Raw genomic sequence first — 20839 nt, 5'->3', positions numbered from 1 at the left:
TTTCCGGGATCCGGACACCGGCCGCCCAAGGACGCGGGAGGTGCGGCAGCGCCCCGGGAACCGATCGCCGACGCGGGTCTTTGTCGCCGATATCCCGAAATGAAAAACAACCGGGTCGTCATGGGAAATGGCGGGACAGACCGCCGTACGCCACGGTGAATAGCCGGTGCGGATTTCGAGGAGTCTCATTCCGGTGAGGTTGCAGCGAATAACCGTCGTGCAGTAACCAGATGAATCATGAACTTGTTCAGCCGCGGCGTGCTGTCCCGCCGCCAGGCGACGTCCGCCGCCCCAGAGGGCACCGCGGGCTCGCCGACCTCCCCCACAGCCGTCCTGCCGGACCCCGCCCTGGCGGATCTGACCGGCGAATGGATGATCGACCCCGCGCACAGCCGGATCGGCTTCTCCGTCCGGCACGCCATGGTGACCACCGTGCGCGGCTGCTTCACGGAATACGAGAGCCGGCTCTACTTCGACGGCCGCGACCCCGCCCGGTCGCGGGCCGAGATCATGCTGTCCACCGCCAGCGTCGACACGGGTGTGGAGCAGCGCGACGCCCACCTGGTCCACCGTGACTTCCTGGACGCCGCGAGGTACCCCCACATGCGGTTCACCAGCACGTCCGTGCAGCTCGCGGGCGACGACCTGTACCGCATGAACGGCGACCTCACCATCAAGGCCGTCACCCGCCCCGTCGTACTGGAGCTGGCCTACATAGGCCATGTCACCGACCCCTTCGGCTACGAACGGGTCGGCTTCGACGGCACCACCACCATCAACCGGTCGGAATGGGGCCTGACCTACGACAACAGGCTGGCCTCGGGCGGCGCGATGGTGAGTGAGAAGGTCCGCCTGCAGTTCGACATCGCCGCGATCCGCGCCCTGCCCTCGGCAGGCTGAGCGCGGTCGGCACGGCGGTTTTCAGCCGAGCTTCTGGGCCGCCTCGGTGGCCCAGTAGGTGAGGATGTTCCGCGCCCCCGCCCGCTTGATCCCGGTCAGCGTCTCCAGGATCGCCCGGTCCCGGTCGATCCAGCCCTTCTCGGCGGCGGCCTCGATCATCGAGTACTCGCCGGAGATCTGGTAGGCGGCGACCGGCACGTCGACGGCGTCCGCGACCCGCGCGAGGATGTCGAGGTAGGGCCCGGCAGGCTTGACCATCACCATGTCGGCGCCTTCCTCCAGGTCCAGCGCCAGCTCCCGCAGCGACTCCCGGACGTTCGCCGGGTCCTGCTGGTAGGTCTTCCGGTCGCCCTTCAGCGAGGAGGCCACGGCCTCCCGGAACGGCCCGTAGAAGGCGGAGGCGTACTTGGCGGTGTAGGCGAGGATGGCGACGTCCTCGCGCCCGATCTGGTCGAGGGCGTCACGGACGACCCCGATCTGCCCGTCCATCATCCCGCTGGGGCCCACCACATGGGCCCCGGCGTCGGCCTGCACCTGCGCCATCTCGGCGTACCGCTCCAAAGTCGCGTCGTTGTCGACCCGCCCCTGCTCATCGAGCACCCCGCAGTGCCCGTGATCCGTCGTCTCGTCGAGGCACAGATCGGACATGACGAGCAGATCGTCCCCGACCTCGGCCCGTACGTCCCGGATGGCGACCTGCAGAATCCCGTCCGGATCGGTCCCCGGCGTACCGAGCGCGTCCTTCTTCGACTCCTCCGGCACACCGAACAGCATGATCCCGGAGACCCCCGCCGCCACCGCCTCCGCGGCCGCCTTCTTCAGGCTGTCCCGGGTGTGCTGCACGACCCCCGGCATCGCCTCGATCGGCACCGGTTCGCTGACGCCCTCGCGCACGAAGGCCGGGAGGATGAAATCGGCGGGGTGCAGCCTCGTCTCGGCGACCATCCGACGCATGGCGGGGGTGGTCCGCAGACGCCGCGGCCGCGTGCCGGGAAAAGATCCGTACGTCGTCATGCCACCTACGCTACGCCCGCCCCGGCACCCCCTTTGCCGACGCTGCGTCGGCGCGGACGGCCCCCGCATGCGGGCCGCACAGCGCAGGGCGAAGCTGAAAAGAGAACGCGAAGGACCGACGGCCCGCCCCGCTCTTCCGCCGGCCGCTCACCGACGCCTGAACGCCCACCGCCGCCGTCCCTCCCCGCGCAGCCCCGTACGCACGCGCTCCAGGAGGACGCGATGACCGCCCCCCACCACACCCCCGACCTCTTCGCCCTCTCCGAGATCCGCGGCCCCGTCCTGCGCCCCGGCGACGACGGCTACGCCGAGGAGGTCGCCGGCTTCAACCTGGCCGCGCTGCACACCCCCGACGTGGTGGTCGCGGCGGCCGGCGCCGACGACGTCGTGACCGCGATGCGCTGGGCGTCCGCCACCGGCACCCCGGTCGCCGTCCAGGCCACCGGCCACGGCGCCAACTTCCCCATCGACCACGGGCTGCTGATCAGCACCGCCCGCATGACCGACGTACGGATCGACCCGGCCGAGCGCACCGCGACGGTCGCCGCGGGCGCGAAGTGGAGCCACGTCATGGCGGCGGGCGCGCCGCACGGTCTCGCCGGGCTCAGCGGCACCTCCACGGACGCGGGCGTGGTCGGCTACACGCTGGGCGGCGGGCTGCCGGTCCTCGGCCGCGCCTACGGCTACACGGCCGACCGCGTCCGCTCCTTCCAGGTCGTCACGCCGGACGGAGTCCTCCACGAGACGGACGCCCTGCACGAGCCGGAACTCTTCTGGGCGCTGCGCGGCGGCAAGGGCAACGTAGGGGTGGTCACCTCCCTCGTCACCGACCTGCTCCCCCTGCCCCGCCTCCTCGGCGGCGGCATCTACTGCCCCGGCGAGCACGCCGAGGCGCTGCTGCGCGCCTGGGTCGACTGGACGCGGACGGTGCCGGACGAGATGTGCAGCGCCTTCACCATCCTCCGTCTGCCGCCCATCCCGCAGATCCCCGAACCGCTGCGCGGCGGCTTCTGGGCCCGCGTCGCGCTCGCCTGGCCCGGCGATCCGGCCGAGGGCGAGGCCCTGATCGCACCGCTCCGCACGGTCGCGCCGGTCGCCGTCGACACGGTGGAGGAGATGGACCACGCGGCCCTGGACCGCATCCACATCGAACCGCAGGACCCGCTCCCCGCGAGGGAGTCCAGCCTCCTGCTCCGCGACCTGCCTCCCGAGGCCCTCAGCACCCTCCTGGACCAGGCGGGCCCCACGGCCGCCGACTGCCCGCTGCTGATGGTCGAGGTGCGCCACATGGGCGGCGCACTGGCCCGCCCGTCCGCAGTCGAGGACGCCATCTGCGCCCGCGACGCGCTGTACATCATGGAGACCGTCGGTGTCCTGGCCACCCCACCGGCCGCCGAGGCCATCGAGCAGGCGACGGCGGCACTCCACACCACGATGGCCCCGTGGAGCACGGGCCGCACCATGGTCAACATCCACGGCACCCCGGGCGACGAGAGCGACCGTGCCCGAGCCTGGACTCCGGAGGTCTACGAACGCCTCCGCCACGACAAGGCGACGTACGACCCGAGAAACCTGCTGCGCCACGGCCACACGGTGAGCCCCGCGTAGAACTCCGGGGTACGCCGCGCGGCACTGAGCGGGGCTTGTACGGCGGAGCGCACCCGCGCTCCGCCTCAGCTCACGTCGTCGAACGCCGCCGCCGCGCCCCGGGCCGCCGCTCGCTGGGCCGCGTGACCGGGTCCCCGGCCTCGACCGCCGCGGCTCTCCGCTTCATCCCGAAGTCGGCGAGCGCCTCCGCCAGCTTGTGCACGGACGGCTCCGGCGCCATGACGTCCACCCGCAGCCCGTGCTCCTCGGCGGTCTTGGCCGTGGCCGGCCCGATACACGCGATCACGGTGACGTTGTGCGGCTTCCCGGCGATGCCCACCAGGTTCCGCACGGTGGACGACGACGTGAAGAGCACGGCGTCGAACCCACCGCCCTTGATCGCCTCCCGCGTCTCCGCGGGCGGTGGCGAGGCACGCACGGTCCGGTAGGCGGTGACGTCGTCGACCTCCCAGCCGAGCTCGATCAGCCCGGCGACCAGCGTCTCGGTGGCGATGTCGGCCCGCGGCAGGAACACCCGGTCGATCGGGTCGAAGACCGGGTCGTACGGCGGCCAGTCCTCCAGCAGCCCGGCCGCGCTCTGCTCCCCGCTCGGCACCAGGTCCGGCTTCACACCGAAGGCGATCAGCGCCTTGGCCGTCTGCTCCCCCACGGCCGCGACCTTGATGCCCGCGAAAGCACGCGCGTCGAGCCCGTACTCCTCGAACTTCTCCCGGACCGCCTTGACCGCGTTCACCGACGTGAAGGCGATCCACTCGTAGCGGCCCGTCACCAGCCCCTTGACCGCCCGCTCCATCTGCTGAGGCGTCCGCGGCGGCTCGACGGCGATCGTCGGCACCTCGTGCGGCACGGCCCCGTACGACCGCAGCTGGTCGGAGAGCGACGCCGCCTGCTCCTTCGTCCGCGGCACGAGCACCTTCCAGCCGAACAGCGGCTTGGACTCGAACCACGCGAGCTGCTCGCGCTGGGCGGCGGCGGAACGCTCACCGACCACGGCTATCACCGGCCGCCCGCCCTCCGGGGAGGGCAGCACCTTGGCCTGCTTCAGCGTCTGCGCGATCGTGCCGAGCGTGGCGGTCCACGTCCGCTGCCGGGTCGTCGTACCGGCGACGGTGACGGTCAGCGGGGTGTCCGGCTTGCGCCCGGCGGACACCAGCTCACCGGCGGCCACGGCCACGGAGTCGAGCGTCGTCGACACGACGACCGTCCCGTCCGACGCCCCCACCTCCGTCCAGCACCGGTCCGTGGCCGTCCGCGCGTCCACGAACCGCACGTCGGCGCCCTGCGCGTCGCGCAGCGGCACACCGGCGTACGCGGGCACGCCGACAGCCGTGGCGATGCCCGGAACGACCTCGAACGGCACGCCCGCGGCGGCGCAGGCCAGCATCTCCTCGGCGGCGTACGTGTCGAGCCCGGGGTCCCCGGACACCGCACGCACGACCCGCCTGCCGCCCCGCGCGGCCTCCATGACAAGATGTGCGGCATCCCGCACAGCGGGGGGTCCAGCAGTTGTTGACGTGCCGTCAACAACGGTCAGCTGGGGCGTGCCCGGAATCGGATCCGCGGAAGGATCGTCCGTGTGCACTTCGGCAACGCCCTGCCTGGCGTGCTGGCGTACGACGTCGAGCACCTCGTGCTCGGCGACGAGAACGTCCGCGTTCGCCAGCGCCTCCACGGCGCGCAGTGTCAGTAGTCCCGGATCTCCGGGTCCGGCACCGAGGAAGGTGACGTGCCCGTGTTCCGGACCGGCGGGAAGGGTGGTGGGGCTCAATGTGCTCGCTCCCCCATCAGACCGGCCGCGCCCGCGGCGAGCATCTCGGCGGCGAGTTCGCGACCGAGCGCCGTTGCCTGGTCGTGCGTCTCGGGCACGGGACCGGTGGTGGACAGCTGCACCAGCGTGGTGCCGTCGGTCGTCCCGACGACGCCCCGCAGGCGCATTTCCTTGACAATCTGCCCGTCGGCCAACAGGTCGGCCAGCGCGCCCACAGGGGCGCTGCAACCGGCCTCCAGGGCGGCGAGCAGTGACCGCTCGGCCGTTACGGCGGCCCGCGTGAACGGGTCGTCGAGTACGGCGAGCGCAGCGATGAGGTCCGCGTTGTCCGCGGCACACTCGATCGCGAGTGCCCCCTGGCCGGGGGCGGGCAAAACCGTGTCGACCGACAGGAAGTCGGTCACTTCATCACTACGGCCGATCCGGTTCAGTCCGGCAGCGGCGAGCACGACGGCATCGAGCTCACCCTTCCGTACAAAACCGATCCGGGTGTCGACGTTCCCACGGATCGGAACCGTCTCGATGTCCAGCCCGTGGCCGCGTGCGTACGCGTTCAGCTGGGCCATCCGGCGCGGCGAGCCCGTACCGATGCGGGCTGTCCCCTTCGGGGAGGACGCGGCCAGGTCGGTGAACTTCAGCGCGTCCCGGGCGACGATCACATCGCGCGGGTCCTCACGCTCGGGTACGGCGGCCAGGACCAGGTCCTCGGGCTGCGTGGTCGGCAGGTCCTTGAGCGAATGAACCGCGAAGTCGACCTCGCCCCTGAGCAGCGCGTCGCGCAGCGCGGTGACGAACACGCCCGTGCCGCCGATCTGCGCGAGGTGTTCGCGCGAGGTGTCGCCGTACGTGGTGATCTCGACGAGTTCGACGGGCCGTCCGGTCGCCCGGCGCACGGCGTCCGCCACCTGCCCGGACTGTGCCATGGCGAGCTTGCTCCGCCTGGTCCCGAGCCTCAGCGCCCTGGTACTCATGCCGGCCCTCGGTTCTTCTCGGTGCTGTCCTCGGCCCGGGAGACGGAGGCCACCGTCTCCTGGTCGAGGTCGAACAGGGTGCGCAGCGCGTCCGCGTACCCGGCGCCGCCGGGCTCGGCCGCGAGCTGCTTGACCCGTACGGTCGGCGCGTGCAGCAGCTTGTCGACGACCCGCCGCACGGTCTGGGTGATCTCCGCGCGGTGCTTGTCGTCGAGGCCGGGCAGGCGCCCTTCCAGGCGGGCGATCTCGCTCGCCACGACGTCGGCGGCCATGGTGCGCAGGGCGACCACGGTCGGCGTAATGTGCGCCGCCCGCTGCGCCGCCCCGAAGGCCGCGACCTCGTCGGAGACGATACGCCGAACTTGGTCGACGTCGGCAACCATCGGGGCGTCCGCCGATGCCTCGGCGAGCGACTCGATGTCCACCAGGCGCACCCCGGCCAGCCGGTGCACGGCCGCGTCGATGTCCCGCGGCATGGCGAGGTCGAGGAGGAACAGCACGGGCTGTGGGCGGGGTATCTCCGCGACCGGCTCGGGCCGGCGCCGCTCGGGGATCCGGCCGACGGTCGCCACGGTCGCGGCGAGCGCGCCGATCAGCTCGGCGTCCGCCTCGGGACTGCGCCGCGCGGCCTCCCGGCGGTCCACCGCGCTGCCCGCGGCCCAGGCCGCGTGCTGCTCCAGCGTCGCCGCGTCCATGCCGGCCACGGCGGCCTCCCCCATCACGGAGAAACCTGCCTGCACGGCGGTCAGATCGAGCGGGCACCCCTCTTCGGCCCCCACGCTCGTGGGCGGCAGCGGGGTTTCCGGTACGTCCGTGCCGTGCGCGGTCGTACGAGGGTCGTCGCCCAGGCCCGCGGTGGGCTCGCCGGTGCGGCCCTCGACCGCCGTCGCCACCGCCTCGGCGGAGAGGACGAGTCCGGTCGCGCCGGTGCAGGAGACCACGACATCGGCACGTGTCAGCTCGACCGGCACCGACTCCATCGGTACCGCGCGGGCCAGCACGTCCGTGTCGTCGCCCTCGCTCAGGATCCCGGCGAGCCGCTCGGCGCGGTCGTAGGTGCGGTTGGCGATCACGACCTCGGCGACCCCGGCCCGCGCCAGCGTGGCGGCGGCCAGCGAGGACATGGAACCGGCGCCGATGACCAGGGCCTTCTTGCCCCGCACCCACTGCTCGACCGCCGCACCGGCCGCCAGCTGCTCCAGCCCGAAGGTGACCAGGGACTGCCCGGCGCGGTCGATGCCGGTCTCGGAGTGGGCGCGCTTGCCGACCCGCAGGGACTGCTGGAACAGGTCGTTCAGCAGGCGGCCGGCGGTGTGCAGCTCCTGCGCCTGCGCCAGGGCGTCCTTGATCTGGCCGAGGATCTGCCCCTCGCCGACGACCATCGAGTCCAGCCCGCAGGCCACCGAGAACAGATGGTGGACGGCCCGGTCCTCGTAGTGCACGTACAGGTAGGGGGTGAGCTCCTCCAGCCCGACCCCGCTGTGCTGGGCGAGCAGCGTGGACAGCTCGGCGACACCGGCGTGGAACTTGTCCACGTCGGCGTACAGCTCGATGCGGTTGCAGGTGGCCAGCACCGCGGCCTCGGCGGCCGGTTCGGCGGCGACCGTGTCCTGCAGCAGCTTGATCTGGGCGTCCGCGCTCAGCGCGGCCCGCTCCAGCACGCTGACCGGGGCGCTGCGGTGGCTCAGCCCGACGACGAGGAGACTCATGCCGGCATCACGGCGGGTACGTCCCCGTCGGGTCCCTGCTCGGCGGACTCCTTGCGGGTGGCGGCCGGTATGGCGGCCTCGGCCGCGGCCTCCTCGCCGGCCTTGCGCTGCTCGTGGAAGGCGAGGATCTGCAGCTCGATGGAGAGGTCGACCTTGCGCACGTCGACGCCGTCCGGCACCGACAGCACGGTCGGCGCGAAGTTCAGGATGGAGGTGACCCCGGCGGACACGAGCCGGTCGCAGACCTGCTGGGCGGCGCCGGCGGGGGTGGCGATCACGCCGATCGACACACCGTTGTCCTGGATGATCTTCTCCAGGTCGTCGCTGTGCTGGACGGGGATGCCCGCGACGGCCTTGCCGGTGAGCGCGGGGTCGGCGTCGATCAGCGCGGCGACCCGGAAACCGCGGGAGGCGAAACCGCCGTAGTTGGCGAGCGCGGCGCCGAGGTTACCGATACCGACGATCACAACCGGCCAGTCCTGGGTCAGGCCGAGTTCACGGGAGATCTGGTAGACGAGATACTCGACGTCGTAGCCGACACCCCGGGTGCCGTAGGAACCGAGGTACGAGAAGTCCTTGCGCAGCTTCGCGGAGTTGACCCCCGCCGCAGCCGCCAGCTCCTCGGAGGAGACCGTGGGCACCGAGCGCTCCGACAGCGCGGTCAGAGCTCGGAGGTACAGCGGAAGCCGGGCGACGGTGGCCTCGGGAATCCCTCGGCTGCGGGTCGCCGGTCGGTGTGTTCGGCCAGTTGCCACGGTGCTCCTGCGGGTAGAGCGGGGCTGTAGGCGGTCATACGTCCCTACATGACCGCCCCGTCGAAAGCAGGCTATGTCTTTGTGAACGCGTGCACAAAGATGGTGTCCGATTTGCCCGGCCAACGTGACCGGGGTCACGCGCCCCCGGCGCGCGGGCGGGGAACCGGCGCATTCGCACCTGCGTTCCTCTCTCATTGGGGGCAAAATCGCACACTCTCCTCACGATCTACGCCCCCGAGACCACATCACCATCGATTCTAATGGGTGAGCGCCTTGCGAAGGCGGTCCTCGTTCACGCGCCAGAAGGTGTGCTGGGCGCCGTCGATGAGGACGACGGGGATCTGCTCCCAGTACTGGTCGTGCAGACGGCGGTCCTGGGTGATGTCCTTCCGCTCCCAGGGCACGCCGAGGTCGGCACACACCTTCTCGACGACGAGTTCCGCGTCCTCGCACAGATGGCAGTCCGGCTTGCCGATGAGGGTGACGAGGTGGTCCTGGGGGGCCGGGGTCTTGCGGCGAAAGAGTGGACTCATGTCGGTCATTCTCGCGCTCCGGCGACCGAGGGGAACCCTTGCGGGACCGCCAGGGAAACACGCCGGTTCGATCAACTCTCTGCCGTTCTCGACTGATATCCGCCGACATCTTTAACGACACGGTCGCGGAGAGTTCACAGCCTTCAAACCTCTCGACTCCGGAACCACCGAACAAACTGGCTATGCTCACGGGCATGGCCGCTCTAGGATGGCTCACTCCCCGTAGGCGCTCCGCCACGGCGCGGAGCGTGTTGGCAGGCGAGGCCTCGGCGGAGGCCGCCCGCAAGTCCACTCAGGACGTTCCCGTCTCCGCCCCCGCCGCGGGTGAGGAGCCGGAGTTCCCGGTCCACGGTGACGACCGGGCCGCCGCCTTCTTCGACCTGGACAACACCGTGATGCAGGGCGCCGCGCTGTTCCACTTCGGGCGGGGCCTGTACAAGCGGAAGTTCTTCGAGACCCGCGACCTCGCCCGGTTCGCCTGGCAGCAGGCGTGGTTCAGGCTGGCCGGCGTCGAGGACCCGGAACACATGCAGGAGGCGCGGGACTCCGCGCTGTCCATCGTGAAGGGCCATCGCGTCGCCGAGCTGCAGTCGATCGGCGAGGAGATCTACGACGAGTACATGGCCGAGCGCATCTGGCCGGGGACGCGGGCGCTGGCGCAGGCGCACCTGGACGCGGGCCAGAAGGTGTGGCTGGTCACGGCGGCGCCAGTGGAGATCGCCCAGGTGATCGCACGCCGACTGGGCCTGACCGGCGCGCTGGGCACGGTGGCCGAGTCGGTCGACGGCGTCTACACGGGCAAGCTCGTCGGGGAGCCGTTGCACGGGCCGGCCAAGGCCGAGGCGGTGCGGGCGCTGGCGGCCGCGGAGGGGTTGGACCTGTCCCGGTGCGCCGCGTACAGCGACTCGCACAACGACATTCCGATGCTGTCCCTGGTCGGGCACCCCTACGCGATCAATCCCGACTCGAAACTGCGCAAACACGCCCGCCGGCTGGACTGGCGCCTGCGCGATTACCGCACGGGACGGAAGGCGGCGAAGGTCGGCATCCCGGCGGCGGCCGGGGTGGGCGCGGTGGCCGGGGGGACTGCGGCGGCGATCGCATTGCACCGGCGGAGGCGGTAGGGGGACGGGTACGCGCCGCGCCTGCGGGTGGTGGGTGGGTCGGGGCCGTGGCGGGTGCGGGTGCGTGGGGGTGCGCGCGCCGGGCTGCAGCGCACCGCGGCCCACCGGCCAATCCAACTGACGTACCCCCGCGACCCCCCGCCCAGTCCCCCCAGCCTGCACCCGGCCACAACACGCCCGCACCCACCCGAAACACGAACCCTTCCGCTCAATAACCGATCAAAGAACGGCACTTGATCGAGCGCCAATCGGTTACGTAAGCGACGTAATCGATGATTTGAGCAACTGGGTGTAGCAGCGCCTGCACGAAGCGTTATTCTCCTCAGACGCAAACCGGTACCCCTCCGTCGCCACGACGGGTGAACGGTCCCGCACTGCACGTGATGGAAGCTCTGCCTCTGGGAGTCCCGTGTACCCACACGTCGGGGTTGACGCCTCGGGCCTGGCTACGCTGCGCGCAACGGTCCTCGACCTGTTGCGCGGCTTCGTCCCCACCGCGTACGCCGTCCCCGCCCTCGCCGTAGCCACCGGCCCCGTCGGCCCGTGCTACGCGCTCGCCGACGGCAGCGCCGCCGTCGGCAGACGAGGGCGCCCGGCCGGTGCCGCCACCGCTCGCCGCCCCGCCGCGGACAGCGACAGCGCCCGGATGATGGACCTCGTCGAGCGCGCCCAGGCCGGTGAGGCCGAGGCCTTCGGCCGGCTCTACGACCAGTACAGCGACACCGTGTACCGGTACATCTACTACCGGGTGGGCGGCAAGGCGACCGCCGAGGACCTGACGAGCGAGACCTTTCTGCGGGCGCTGCGCCGCATCGGGACGTTCACCTGGCAGGGGCGCGACTTCGGCGCCTGGCTGGTCACCATCGCCCGCAATCTGGTCGCCGACCACTTCAAGTCGAGCCGGTTCCGGCTCGAAGTGACCACCGGCGAGATGCTCGACGCGAACGAGGTGGAGCGGTCCCCGGAGGACTCCGTCCTGGAGTCCCTTTCCAACGCCACCCTCCTCGACGCCGTGCGGCGCCTCAACCCCCAGCAGCAGGAGTGCGTGACGCTCCGCTTCCTCCAGGGCCTCTCCGTCGCCGAGACCGCCCGAGTGATGGGCAAGAACGAGGGCGCCATCAAGACCCTCCAGTACCGGGCCGTCCGCACCCTCGCCCGGCTCCTGCCCGACGACGCGCGCTGAGTTCGCACACACTGCGCAATCCTCAACTCACCATCGGTGAGGGTCCGTTGCTTTCGCGGTCCGTTCATCCGTCGTCCGTAACCCATGTGCCGCGCCGCTCGTTGTGCGGGATGCAGGCTCCCTGTGGTCACCCCCTGGCCGACACCGATCACTCGACGGTGTGGCTGTGGTCAGGGTGTGCAACCCTCAGAACCCTCCGGGGAGTCGACCGTCATGACGAGAGGAGGTGCCGCCAGTGATCGCGAACGTATCGGCGCACCGGCGGGCGAGCGCCTTCGCCCAAGCTCTGGAGGAGCAGTCCGGTCGGAGCACGGCGGCCGAACAGTCCGAAGGACCGGCACCGGCCGAGCCCGCTGCGGAGCAGACCGGGCAGGGGCGTCTGGTGGCCCTCGCCGCCGGTCTCGACGCGCTGCCCAAACCCGAGCTGGACCCCGAGGTCAAGGTCGTTCAGCGGGCCCAGCTGGTGGCCGCGTTCGAGGCCATGCTGCAGGAGGGCGCGGGAGGCGAGGCAGCGGACCCTTCGGTGCCCGCACAGCGCCGGACCCGCGGCGCCCACCGGGCGTCCCCACTGGGCAAGCTCCGCCCGCGTTCGCGGCTGGCCAAGGGCCTCACCGCGGGCGGGCTCAGCGTCGGTGTGGCCGCCGGAGCCCTCGGCGGAGTCGCCGCTGCCAGTTCCGACGCGCTGCCCGGTGACTCGCTCTACGGGCTCAAGCGCAGCATCGAGGACGTCAAACTCGGCCTCGCCGACGGAGACGGCGAGCGCGGCCGGGTCTACCTCGACCAGGCATCCACACGACTGAGCGAGGCACGCCGGCTCATGGAGCGCGGCCGCGGCGGCCCCCTCGACCACGAGTCCCTCGGCGAGATCCGCCGCGCCCTGTCCGGCATGCAGCACGACGCCTCCGAGGGCCACCGTCTGCTCGCCGCGGCCTACGAGCGCGACCCCGGCTCCCTGGCCCCCATCCAGGCCCTCTCCGCCTTCTCACGCTCCCACCGCGAGGCCTGGGGGGCACTGCGCAAGAAGCTGCCCGTCCAGCTCGGGGACGTCAGTGAGCAGGTGTCGTCGGTCTTCGCCGCCATAGACCAAGAGGTCGCCCCGCTGCAGTCCCTGCTCCCCAAGCCCCCGGCCAAGGGCGGCGGCGACGGCAAGCGCAAGGGCGGTTCCGGCTCCGCGTCCACCGGCACATCCGGCTCCGACCGCCCGGCGGCACCCAGCACCGGCAGCTCGTCCGACACCGGCCGCACCGGCAGCCCCAGCAAGTCCGCCGACTCCGGCCACCAGAGCGACGGCCTGCTCGGCGGCAGCACCGGCGGCCTGCTCGACCCCCCGAAGGACAGCGCCAGCGCGTCACCGTCCGCGGGCGACAAGACGCCCACCACCCAGCCCGACGTCACCGTCCCCCCGCTGCTCCCGGGTCTGCTCCCCGGCCTGGGCATCGACGGCGAGGACACCGACTGAAGCCCGCACACCGACGGGGGCGCCCTTCCAGGAAGGGCGCCCCCGTTGTCGTACCGCCTGTCGTCCAGGTCAGAAGAACACCGACCTACGCTGCACCAGCAGCTTGTACAGCGTGTGCTGGATCTGTTCCCTGACCTGGTCCGTCAGGTTGAACATCAGCATCGGGTCCTCCGCCGCCTCCGGCGGATAACCATCCGTGGGAATCGGCTCACCGAACTGGATCGTCCACTTGGTCGGCAACGGAATCGCACCGAGCGGGCCCAGCCACGGGAACGTCGGCGTGATCGGGAAGTACGGAAAGCCCAGCAGGCGCGCCAGCGTCTTGGCGTTGCCGATCATCGGGTAGATCTCCTCGGCCCCGACGATCGAGCACGGCACGATCGGCGCGCCCTGTCGCAGGGCCGTGGACACGAAACCGCCGCGGCCGAAGCGCTGCAGCTTGTAGCGCTCGCTGAAGGGCTTGCCGATGCCCTTGAAACCCTCCGGCATCACCCCGACCAGCTCACCCTGCCCGAGGAGCCGTTCGGCGTCCTCCGCGCACGCCAGGGTGTGGCCCAGCTTGCGGGCGAGCTCGTTGACGACCGGCAGGACGAAGACCAGGTCGGCCGCGAGGAGGCGCAGATGACGGCCGTCCGGGTGATGGTCGTGGACGGCGACCTGCATCATCAGGCCGTCCAGCGGAAGCGTCCCGGAGTGGTTGGCGACGATCAGGGCGCCGCCCTCGGACGGGATGTTCTCGATGCCCTTGACCTCGACCCGGAAGTAGTTGTCGTACACCGGGCGCAGCAGGGACATCAGCACCTGGTCGGTGAGATCGGCGTCGTAGCCGAAGTCGTCGACCTCGTAGTCGCCGGTGAGGCGGCGGCGCAGGAAGGCCAGGCCGCTCGCGATGCGCCGCTCCAGGCCGCCCTCGTCCCGCGGCTGATCGAGCGGCTTCTCCTCAGGCGTCACATGGACATCATCCTGCGAAACGCCCCTGGTGGGCAGGGGCTGGACCTCACGTACCCGCGCGGACTCCGTGTCCTGACGCCGGCTCCCCGCGCTCCGGCGGCGCTGCGGACGCTGTACGGCGCTCCCGCGGGGCCGATCGTCGTCGAACGGAATGACCTTGGCATCCGCCATCGTGATGCGCTCCTCAGTTGGCGCTCTGCGTCGGAGGGTGGCCGCTGTCGCGGAAGGACAGCGCGGCGATCCGGTCGACGGCCCCCGCAAGGGCCTCCGGCGGAAGCAGTCCCGGTCCGCGGCTGCGCGCGAAGTCCGCGAACGTTTCTGCCGTGGTGTATTTCGGCTGAAAACCCAGCGTCTCGCGCATCTGGTCCGTCGCCACGACCCGGCCGTGGGTGAGCAGCCGGATCTGCTCCGGAGAGAAGTCCGTCATACCCAGCGTACGCACCAGTGAGCCGGCCCAGGTGACCGCGGGCAGCAGCAGCGGCACCGTGGGGCGGCCCAGCCGCCTGGAGCACTGGGAGAGCAGCAGGACGCCGTCGCCGGCGATGTTGAAGGTGCCGCTGTTGAGCGTGCCCCGCCGTGGCTCGTGCGAGGCGATCCGCAGCACCTCGATCACGTCGTCCTCGTGCACGAACTGCAACCGCGGGTCGTAACCGAACACGGTCGGCAGGACCGGCAGCGAGAAGTACGAGGCGAGCGGCGTGTCCGCGGACGGGCCCAGGATGTTGGCGAACCGCAGCACACACACCGCCACGTCGGGCCGGCGGCGCGCGAAGCCGCGGACGTACCCCTCGACCTCGACCGTGTCCTTCGCGAAGCCGCCGCTGGGCAGCGACTTGGGCGGGGTCGTCTCGGTGAAGACGGCCGGGTCGCGGGGCGCCGACCCGTACACGTTCGTACTGGACTTGACCACGAGCCGCTTCACGGACGGGGACTTCTGGCAGGCACCGAGCAGCTGCATGGTGCCGATGACGTTGGTCTCCTTGACCGAGGCCCGGTTACCGCCGCCCAGCGGCGTCCCCGTCACGTCCAGGTGGACGATCGTGTCCGCGCCCGTCTCGGCGAGCACCCGCCCGATGGTGGGCTGCCGGATGTCGGCCTGTATGAAGTCGGCGCCGCCCAGGTGGTGCTCGGGCGGAACCGCGTCGACGGCGACGACCCGGTCGACGTCGGGGTCACGCTGGATGCGTCGTACGAACCGGCCCCCCAGCTGACGGGCCACTCCGGTGACGAGCACGACCTTCCCCAAGATCAGCGCCTTCCTTCCGCACTCGTCGCTTCGCTGCTCGTACCCTGCCGCGTTCCCCCGCTGCGGGCCAACTTAGCGGGTTGATGTTGCGCTGTGATGACCGCCCGAGGCCCGAAGGGACGAGAATGCGCGGTCGTACGACCGGACGGAGCCAAGCCGCCGGCTGCCGCCGGCTGTCCCGCAGACGCGTGTGGCCCCCCACCGGGTGCGGTGGGGGGCCACGGAACACGCTCTCGCGGCGTCGCCTACTTCTTGTTGCGACGCTGAACGCGCGTGCGCTTGAGCAGCTTGCGGTGCTTCTTCTTGGCCATCCGCTTGCGCCGCTTCTTGATAACAGAGCCCACGACTACCCTCGCTCACTTCTCATCACTCGGTGTTTGGGCGCCATGGGCCCACACGACCTACGAGGGGCTAGCCTACCCGCCCGAGTGCTGAGGTCATAAATCGAGAGGTCGGGAGAGATCCGAGAGTGCCCTGAGGACCTCTCCCCCAGTCGCCTCAGGCCGTTTCCACCCCCACATAGCTCTCGCGGAGGTACTCGTGAACCGCTTGCTCCGGGACACGGAACGACCGTCCGACCCGGATCGCGGGCAGATGACCGCTGTGCACCAGCCGGTACACGGTCATCTTGGACACTCGCATCACCGAGGCGACTTCCGCCACGGTAAGGAACTGAACCTCGTTCAGAGGCCTTTCGCCAGCTGCAGCCATGACACACCTGAACCTTCCGCACTCGACGGCCACCGGCTTCCCCTTCCGGTGACTCTTCGTCGCTGCGTGCTCACTCCCCAATGTAGGGGCGGGTGATGCAAGTGGGGAAGAGGTGCACCCATCGACGGACTACTGTGACAGACACGCCCGATTGAGTACGTAGCGGGTAAGCGGACGGTAGTAAGCAGACCGCACAGCGTCATCAAGTGGAACGACGACGGACACGGACCCCTCGGCCTCACCGACGAACGGAGCCGGATCGTCGGTATCGGCCAGCCCGATGGCCTCAAACCCCAGCTGACCTGCTCCGCAGACCCATCCGTGGTCTCCGATCACCAGCTCCGGAAGCGGCCCGCCGGCCTCCGCCGCCGCGGCCAGCGCGGTACGAACCGGGAGGGGGCTGTGGGTGTGTGCGCCGGGCTCACAACCGGGGCGGGAAGCGCCGGGTGCCCGCACCAGCGCGACTCCTCGTACGTAGGCGAGGTTGTACGTACGTAGGCCGAACCGGGTCGTTATGTCGACACAGCGACCCTGCGCGGGTGTGAGGACGGCACATCCCGCCGCCGACAGCGCGTCCGCCAAGGCGGCGTAGAAGCCGAGCAGTCGGTGCGGATGGCCGGTGCCGAGGAGGACCGGGCCGCCACGCCGTGCAACCGCGGTGAGCCGCTCGGCGAACGCGTCCAGGGCGGCCACGGTCCGCTCCGGATCGATCACATCCTGACCTGAAATATGCCATGGATCGGCCGAAACTCCACACCTGTCCGCCATCAACGCGATCAGGTCCCGCTGCCCCCACTCACCTTCGGGATCGACCCCGATCACGACACGGGGGTCCCGGGCGGCGAACAACCGATAGCTCCGCAGGCTCTCCTCCCGCGTGGTCGCCACGACCCCGGCGAGACGGGCGGCCAGGAGGTGCGCGCGAAGAGCTGCGGGGGTCAGCACGGGAGTGATGGTGGCGGACGGAGAGGGGACGACGGAGGGGGAACAGGCAAACACCGCACAGTCGGCGTAACAGCGACGGTGACAGCGGTGACAGAACGGCGACACAACGGCCCACAACTGTCCTGCGGACTGCCTGGTCTCACAACACGTGTACGCCGAACGCCAGTTGACCGGGCGTCCGCAGAGCCACGCACATCGACCATCACCACAGGGGGAACACCGTGAAGACCATGAAGCTGTCCCGTCGGGCCTCGGCCGCCACCGCCCTCGCCGCCCTGACCATCGGCGGCACGGTCGCCGCCACCGCCCCGGCATCCGCGGCCCCCAGCGCGCCGGCCGCCGCGTACAACGGCGTCTGCGGCACCGGCTACAAGGTCATCGACTCCACGCCGGTCGGCAACGTCGGCACCGTCTACCTGACCTGGAACGAGTCCACCGGCAAGAACTGCGCCGTGACCATCCGCAACACGCCGGGCGCGAAAATCCTCATGAGCGTCAAGCTGGAGATCCCCGAGCTGGAGGACACCTGGGCCTCCGACGCGGACCAGTACACGACCTATGCCGGCCCGGTCTACCTCAGCTCCCGCGGCTACTGCGTCCAGTGGACCGGCCAGATCGGCACGGCGTCGGGGAGCGACTACGGGCACTGCGGCTGACGGGTACGGAGAACGGGGTGCCGTGCCGCCGGGGCGGCACCCCCCGCCCGGCGCCGGACCTCGCGCCCCACTCCCACAGCGCAGCCCCTCAGATCCCGTCGGCCAGCAACCCCCGCAACGGAAACACCGCCCGCCGAGCCGCCACCACAGCCTGATCCAAGCGATCAGCGGGGTCGTACCCCGCCTCCCAGCCAACCCACGACACCGGCCACCGCCCATCTGTCATCCGCACCGGCGCCAACTGCCGCGTCCGAGCGAACACCTCCTGCCGCCACCCCTCCGGGATCATCGCCTCGGGCTCCACGGGCCGCCCCGCGGCGATCCCCACCAGATGGGTCCAGGACCGCGGCACGACATCGACCACCGCGTAACCGCCCCCGCCCAGCGCCACCCACCGCCCGTCGGCGTACTCGTGCGCCAGGTCATGGCACGCCACCTGCACAGCCCGCTGCGCATCCAGCGACACGGCCAGATGCGCCAACGGATCCTCGAAGTGCGTGTCGGCACCGTGCTGAGTCACCAGCACCTGCGGCCGGAAGTCGGCGATCAGCTCCGGTACGACGGCGTGAAACGCCCGCAGCCACCCCGCGTCCCCGGTCCCCGCCGGCAACGCCACATTCGCGGCCGACCCCTCCGCCGAGTCCGCCCCCGTCTCCTCCGGCCACCCGGTCTGCGGAAACAAGGTCCGCGGATGCTCGTGCAGCGAGATCGTCAGAACCCGCGGATCCTCCCAGAACGCCGCCTGCACGCCATCCCCGTGATGCACGTCGACGTCGACGTACGCCACCCGCTCGGCCCCCAACTCCAGCAACCGCGCGATCGCCAGCGAGGCGTCGTTGTAGATGCAGAACCCCGACGCCCCGGCCGGCATCGCATGATGCAGCCCGCCCGCGAAGTTCACCGCATGCAGCGCCTCCCCGCGCCACACCGCCTCAGCCGCCCCCACCGACTGCCCGGCGATCAGCGAGGACACCTCGTGCATTCCCGCGAACGCCGGATCGTCCATGGTCCCCAGCCCGTACGACTGGTCCGCCACCCGGGGGTCCGCTGAAGCCGCCTTCACGGCCTCGATGTAGTCCTCCCGGTGGACCAGCCGCAGCGTCGACTCCCCGGCCGCCTTCGCCGCGACCACCTCCACCTCGCGGTCGAGCCCGAAGGCGCCGACCAGTCTCCGGGTCAGGGCGAGCCGGACCGGGTCCATCGGATGCCCCGGACCGAAGTCATAGCCCGTTACTGCCTCGTCCCACATCAGCTGTGCGCGGCCGCTCATGCCCGCCACCGTATCGGTCCTGTTGAGCACCGAACGACCTGGCATACACCAACGTCACCAGCACCAACACCATCGGTACGAGCATGGCCCCGCGGTAGTTCCACGCGTCCCCCAACGCCCCCACCAACGGAGAACCGATCAGGAACCCCACATAGTTGAAGACATTCAGCCGGGCGATGGCCGCGTCGGAGGCCCCCGGAAACAACCGTCCGGCCGCTGCGAAAGTCTGCGGCACCAGCACACACAACCCCAGCCCCAACAGGGTGAACCCGAGCATCCCCACCCACGCCCCGGGCGCCCCGGCCACCACCGCGAACCCGGCCGCGGCCACCAGCGCCCCACCGCGCACGACCCCCGCGGCCCCGAACCGCCGCACCCCGAAGTCCCCGATGGCCCGCCCCAGCAGCGTGGTCACCATGTACACGTTGTACGGAACCGTGGCCAGCTGCTCCGAACTCCCCAGCACGTCCTGCAGATACTTCGCGCTCCAGTTGGAGACCGTCGAGTCCCCGATGTACGCGAAGGTCATGACCAGACACAGCGGCAACAGCGCTTTGAAGACGACGGTGCCGGCCTCGCCCCCGTCCACCTCCTCCACAGCCCCGGCATCCCCGTCGACATACCCCCGGCTCCCGGCCAGGACGGCCGGCAACAGCACCACCACGACCGGCAGATACGACACCCACAGCGCCAGCTGCCAGTGCGCCCCCACCCAGGCCAGCGAGGCCCCCACAATGCCGCCCAGGCTGTAGGCCGCGTGGAAGCTGAGCATGATGCTGCGCCCGTACGACCGCTGCAGACTCACCCCGAGCATGTTCATCGACGCGTCCAAGGCCCCCACCGCGAGCCCGAACGCGGCGAGCGCGATCCCCAGCTCGACCATCCGCTCACCCGCCCCGACACCGAGCAGCGCCAGGAGCACCACCGGCTGGGACCAGCGCAACAGCCGACTGGGCGGAACCCTCCTCACCAGCCGTTCGGTCGCCACACTCCCGACACCGGCGAGAATCGGCACCGCGGCCAGGAAGGCGGGCAGCAGCGCATCGGATACGCCGTACCGGTCCTGGATGGCCGGGATCCGCGTCACGAGCAGAGCAAAGGCAACCCCCTGCGCGAAGAAGCTCAACGCCAGCGAGGCCCTGCCGCGCCGCAGCACATCAGTCATGGCGGCGAGCGTAAGGCCCCGGCGTACTCGTGGGTAGATCCAGCCAAAGGTGAATCTCGCTCAGCTTCAGCTGCGCCCGGTCACGCCAGCAGGTCGGCCAACTCTCCCATGGCACCGAAGAGTCCGGTGGCCCCCGCGAGCTTGGCGGCAGGTGTCATGGCCGTGAACCCGTAGACGTCCATCCCGGCCGCGACCGCCGCCCGCACCCCGAGCGGGCTGTCCTCGACCACGACACACCGTTCCGGCGCGACTCCCATCCGTTCGGCGGCGTGCAGGAACAGATCCGGCGCCGGCTTCCCGCGCCCCACATCCTCCGAGCTGAAGATCCGCCCGTCGTCGAACCACCGATCGAGCCCGGTCTTCCGATGCCCCACCCGAATCCGCTCATGGCTCCCGGAGGACGCCACACAGTACGGCGTCTCGTCCGCCGCCAGCTTCTCCAGCACCCCGACGACGCCGTCCACCGGCTCCAACTCCCGCGCGAACGCCGCGAATACCCGCCCGTGAAAGACGTCGTCGAAGTCCTCCGGCAACCGCTGCCCCGTCCGCTCCCGGATGAGGTCATGGATCCGGTGCATCGCTGACCCCATGTAGTCCCGGATGGAGTCCTCGTACGACGTCGGGTGCCCGAGCTCGGTCAGATGGGCGGCGAGCAGCCGGTTCGAGATCGGTTCGCTGTCGACGAGAACACCGTCGTTGTCGAAGATGACAAGGTCATAGCGCATGCCTACGAGCCTAAACGCGAAAAACCCCGCACCGGTACGGTGCGGGGTTTTCCCAATATTTGTTCGGCGGCGTCCTACTCTCCCACAGGGTCCCCCCTGCAGTACCATCGGCGCTGTAAGGCTTAGCTTCCGGGTTCGGAATGTAA

20 protein-coding genes and 1 rRNA gene are annotated in these 20839 nt (G+C 70.7%); 6 read left to right on the top strand and 15 right to left on the bottom strand.

Annotated elements, in window-relative coordinates; all coding sequences use genetic code 11:
• Positions 1 to 237 precede the first annotated feature (237 nt).
• Positions 238 to 900 carry a YceI family protein gene (locus tag NW895_RS00105; protein WP_289932884.1) on the top strand — a complete coding sequence of 221 codons (663 nt, stop codon included), beginning with the start codon at positions 238 to 240 and terminating at the stop codon, positions 898 to 900.
• Between the two features lie 21 nt (positions 901 to 921).
• Here NW895_RS00105 and hemB read toward each other — a convergent pair whose 3' ends face one another.
• Positions 922 to 1914: a porphobilinogen synthase gene (gene hemB, locus NW895_RS00100; protein ID WP_289932882.1), complete on the bottom strand. Its 993-nt coding sequence runs from the start codon at positions 1912 to 1914 to the stop codon at positions 922 to 924.
• A 222-nt stretch (positions 1915 to 2136) separates the two neighbouring features.
• Between hemB and NW895_RS00095 the strand changes: the two genes are divergently transcribed.
• On the top strand, positions 2137 to 3522 hold the full coding sequence (locus NW895_RS00095) for an FAD-binding oxidoreductase (RefSeq protein ID WP_289932881.1): 1386 nt from the start codon (positions 2137 to 2139) through the stop codon (positions 3520 to 3522).
• A gap of 70 nt (positions 3523 to 3592) precedes the next feature.
• Here NW895_RS00095 and NW895_RS00090 read toward each other — a convergent pair whose 3' ends face one another.
• From NW895_RS00090 to NW895_RS00070, 5 genes are all read right to left on the bottom strand, one after another.
• Positions 3593 to 5290, bottom strand: a complete 1698-nt coding sequence (locus NW895_RS00090; RefSeq protein ID WP_289932880.1) for a bifunctional uroporphyrinogen-III C-methyltransferase/uroporphyrinogen-III synthase — start codon at positions 5288 to 5290, stop codon at positions 3593 to 3595.
• The gene (gene hemC, locus NW895_RS00085) at positions 5287 to 6261 is read right to left on the bottom strand and encodes a hydroxymethylbilane synthase (RefSeq protein WP_289932879.1); all 975 of its coding nucleotides are present in this window, start codon (positions 6259 to 6261) and stop codon (positions 5287 to 5289) included. The genes NW895_RS00090 and hemC overlap by 4 nt, the downstream gene beginning before the upstream one ends.
• Positions 6258 to 7970 carry a glutamyl-tRNA reductase gene (locus NW895_RS00080; protein WP_289932878.1) on the bottom strand — a complete coding sequence of 571 codons (1713 nt, stop codon included), beginning with the start codon at positions 7968 to 7970 and terminating at the stop codon, positions 6258 to 6260. Before NW895_RS00080 ends, hemC begins: the two co-directional genes overlap by 4 nt.
• Positions 7967 to 8725, bottom strand: a complete 759-nt coding sequence (locus NW895_RS00075) for a redox-sensing transcriptional repressor Rex (RefSeq protein WP_289932876.1) — start codon at positions 8723 to 8725, stop codon at positions 7967 to 7969. Before NW895_RS00075 ends, NW895_RS00080 begins: the two co-directional genes overlap by 4 nt.
• A 257-nt stretch (positions 8726 to 8982) precedes the next feature.
• Entirely contained in the window at positions 8983 to 9267 is a 285-nt protein-coding gene (locus NW895_RS00070) for a glutaredoxin family protein (protein WP_289932875.1), read from the bottom strand.
• 185 nt (positions 9268 to 9452) lie between these two features.
• Here NW895_RS00070 and NW895_RS00065 point away from each other — a divergent pair, with 185 nt between their 5' ends.
• From NW895_RS00065 to NW895_RS00055, 3 genes are all read left to right on the top strand, one after another.
• Positions 9453 to 10382 carry an HAD-IB family hydrolase gene (locus NW895_RS00065; RefSeq protein ID WP_289932874.1) on the top strand — a complete coding sequence of 310 codons (930 nt, stop codon included), beginning with the start codon at positions 9453 to 9455 and terminating at the stop codon, positions 10380 to 10382.
• Between the two features lie 409 nt (positions 10383 to 10791).
• Entirely contained in the window at positions 10792 to 11565 is a 774-nt protein-coding gene (locus NW895_RS00060) for an ECF subfamily RNA polymerase sigma factor, BldN family (protein ID WP_289932872.1), read from the top strand.
• A gap of 235 nt (positions 11566 to 11800) precedes the next feature.
• Positions 11801 to 13024: a DUF5667 domain-containing protein gene (locus tag NW895_RS00055; protein ID WP_289932871.1), complete on the top strand. Its 1224-nt coding sequence runs from the start codon at positions 11801 to 11803 to the stop codon at positions 13022 to 13024.
• Positions 13025 to 13093: 69 nt separating this feature from the next.
• Here the strand turns inward: NW895_RS00055 and NW895_RS00050 are convergent, their stop codons facing one another.
• The 5 genes from NW895_RS00050 to NW895_RS00030 all read right to left on the bottom strand — a co-directional run bounded on the left by NW895_RS00050 (position 13094) and on the right by NW895_RS00030 (position 16877).
• Positions 13094 to 14146 (bottom strand): lysophospholipid acyltransferase family protein, encoded by a 1053-nt coding sequence (locus NW895_RS00050; protein WP_289932870.1) that lies wholly within the window; start codon positions 14144 to 14146, stop codon positions 13094 to 13096.
• A gap of 13 nt (positions 14147 to 14159) precedes the next feature.
• Positions 14160 to 15221: an NAD-dependent epimerase/dehydratase family protein gene (locus NW895_RS00045; protein ID WP_289932869.1), complete on the bottom strand. Its 1062-nt coding sequence runs from the start codon at positions 15219 to 15221 to the stop codon at positions 14160 to 14162.
• Positions 15222 to 15466: 245 nt separating this feature from the next.
• A complete protein-coding gene (locus tag NW895_RS00040) occupies positions 15467 to 15565 on the bottom strand; it encodes an AURKAIP1/COX24 domain-containing protein (RefSeq protein ID WP_003948845.1) in 99 nt (32 codons plus the stop codon).
• 154 nt (positions 15566 to 15719) lie between these two features.
• Positions 15720 to 15932 (bottom strand): helix-turn-helix domain-containing protein, encoded by a 213-nt coding sequence (locus NW895_RS00035; RefSeq protein WP_004984898.1) that lies wholly within the window; start codon positions 15930 to 15932, stop codon positions 15720 to 15722.
• A gap of 129 nt (positions 15933 to 16061) precedes the next feature.
• Positions 16062 to 16877, bottom strand: a complete 816-nt coding sequence (locus NW895_RS00030) for a phosphatase (RefSeq protein ID WP_289932868.1) — start codon at positions 16875 to 16877, stop codon at positions 16062 to 16064.
• Between the two features lie 230 nt (positions 16878 to 17107).
• Between NW895_RS00030 and NW895_RS00025 the strand changes: the two genes are divergently transcribed.
• The gene (locus tag NW895_RS00025; RefSeq protein WP_289932867.1) at positions 17108 to 17533 is read left to right on the top strand and encodes a spore-associated protein A; all 426 of its coding nucleotides are present in this window, start codon (positions 17108 to 17110) and stop codon (positions 17531 to 17533) included.
• An 88-nt stretch (positions 17534 to 17621) separates the two neighbouring features.
• On the opposite strand, the gene NW895_RS00020 is transcribed toward NW895_RS00025, so the two are convergent.
• The 4 genes from NW895_RS00020 to rrf all read right to left on the bottom strand — a co-directional run.
• Positions 17622 to 18803 (bottom strand): acetoin utilization protein AcuC, encoded by a 1182-nt coding sequence (locus NW895_RS00020; protein ID WP_289932866.1) that lies wholly within the window; start codon positions 18801 to 18803, stop codon positions 17622 to 17624.
• Positions 18754 to 19968: an MFS transporter gene (locus NW895_RS00015; RefSeq protein ID WP_289932865.1), complete on the bottom strand. Its 1215-nt coding sequence runs from the start codon at positions 19966 to 19968 to the stop codon at positions 18754 to 18756. The genes NW895_RS00020 and NW895_RS00015 overlap by 50 nt, the downstream gene beginning before the upstream one ends.
• Before the next feature lie 80 nt (positions 19969 to 20048).
• Complete coding sequence (locus tag NW895_RS00010) at positions 20049 to 20693, bottom strand: HAD family hydrolase (RefSeq protein WP_289932864.1); 645 nt, start codon at positions 20691 to 20693, stop codon at positions 20049 to 20051.
• Between the two features lie 61 nt (positions 20694 to 20754).
• Positions 20755 to 20839 (bottom strand): 5S ribosomal RNA (gene rrf, locus NW895_RS00005); the annotation flags it as partial.

It is taken from the genome of Streptomyces sp. S.PNR 29 (assembly GCF_030386795.1).
Classification (GTDB): domain Bacteria; phylum Actinomycetota; class Actinomycetes; order Streptomycetales; family Streptomycetaceae; genus Streptomyces.
This window is presented reverse-complemented; position numbering and strand designations above follow the sequence as displayed.

Excerpts from the sequence above, each read along its gene's own strand:
- NW895_RS00015 (WP_289932865.1), bottom strand. The coding sequence starts at position 19,968 with ATGACTGATGTGCTGCGGCGCGGCAGGGCCTCGCTGGCGTTGAGCTTC.
- NW895_RS00065 (WP_289932874.1), top strand. The coding sequence starts at position 9,453 with ATGGCCGCTCTAGGATGGCTCACTCCCCGTAGGCGCTCCGCCACGGCG.
- NW895_RS00050 (WP_289932870.1), bottom strand. The coding sequence starts at position 14,146 with ATGGCGGATGCCAAGGTCATTCCGTTCGACGACGATCGGCCCCGCGGG.
- NW895_RS00070 (WP_289932875.1), bottom strand. The coding sequence starts at position 9,267 with ATGACCGACATGAGTCCACTCTTTCGCCGCAAGACCCCGGCCCCCCAG.
- NW895_RS00035 (WP_004984898.1), bottom strand. The coding sequence starts at position 15,932 with ATGGCTGCAGCTGGCGAAAGGCCTCTGAACGAGGTTCAGTTCCTTACC.
- hemB (WP_289932882.1), bottom strand. The coding sequence starts at position 1,914 with ATGACGACGTACGGATCTTTTCCCGGCACGCGGCCGCGGCGTCTGCGG.
- NW895_RS00080 (WP_289932878.1), bottom strand. The coding sequence starts at position 7,970 with ATGAGTCTCCTCGTCGTCGGGCTGAGCCACCGCAGCGCCCCGGTCAGC.
- hemC (WP_289932879.1), bottom strand. The coding sequence starts at position 6,261 with ATGAGTACCAGGGCGCTGAGGCTCGGGACCAGGCGGAGCAAGCTCGCC.
- NW895_RS00025 (WP_289932867.1), top strand. The coding sequence starts at position 17,108 with ATGAAGCTGTCCCGTCGGGCCTCGGCCGCCACCGCCCTCGCCGCCCTG.
- NW895_RS00095 (WP_289932881.1), top strand. The coding sequence starts at position 2,137 with ATGACCGCCCCCCACCACACCCCCGACCTCTTCGCCCTCTCCGAGATC.
- NW895_RS00105 (WP_289932884.1), top strand. The coding sequence starts at position 238 with ATGAACTTGTTCAGCCGCGGCGTGCTGTCCCGCCGCCAGGCGACGTCC.
- NW895_RS00010 (WP_289932864.1), bottom strand. The coding sequence starts at position 20,693 with ATGCGCTATGACCTTGTCATCTTCGACAACGACGGTGTTCTCGTCGAC.
- NW895_RS00020 (WP_289932866.1), bottom strand. The coding sequence starts at position 18,803 with ATGAGCGGCCGCGCACAGCTGATGTGGGACGAGGCAGTAACGGGCTAT.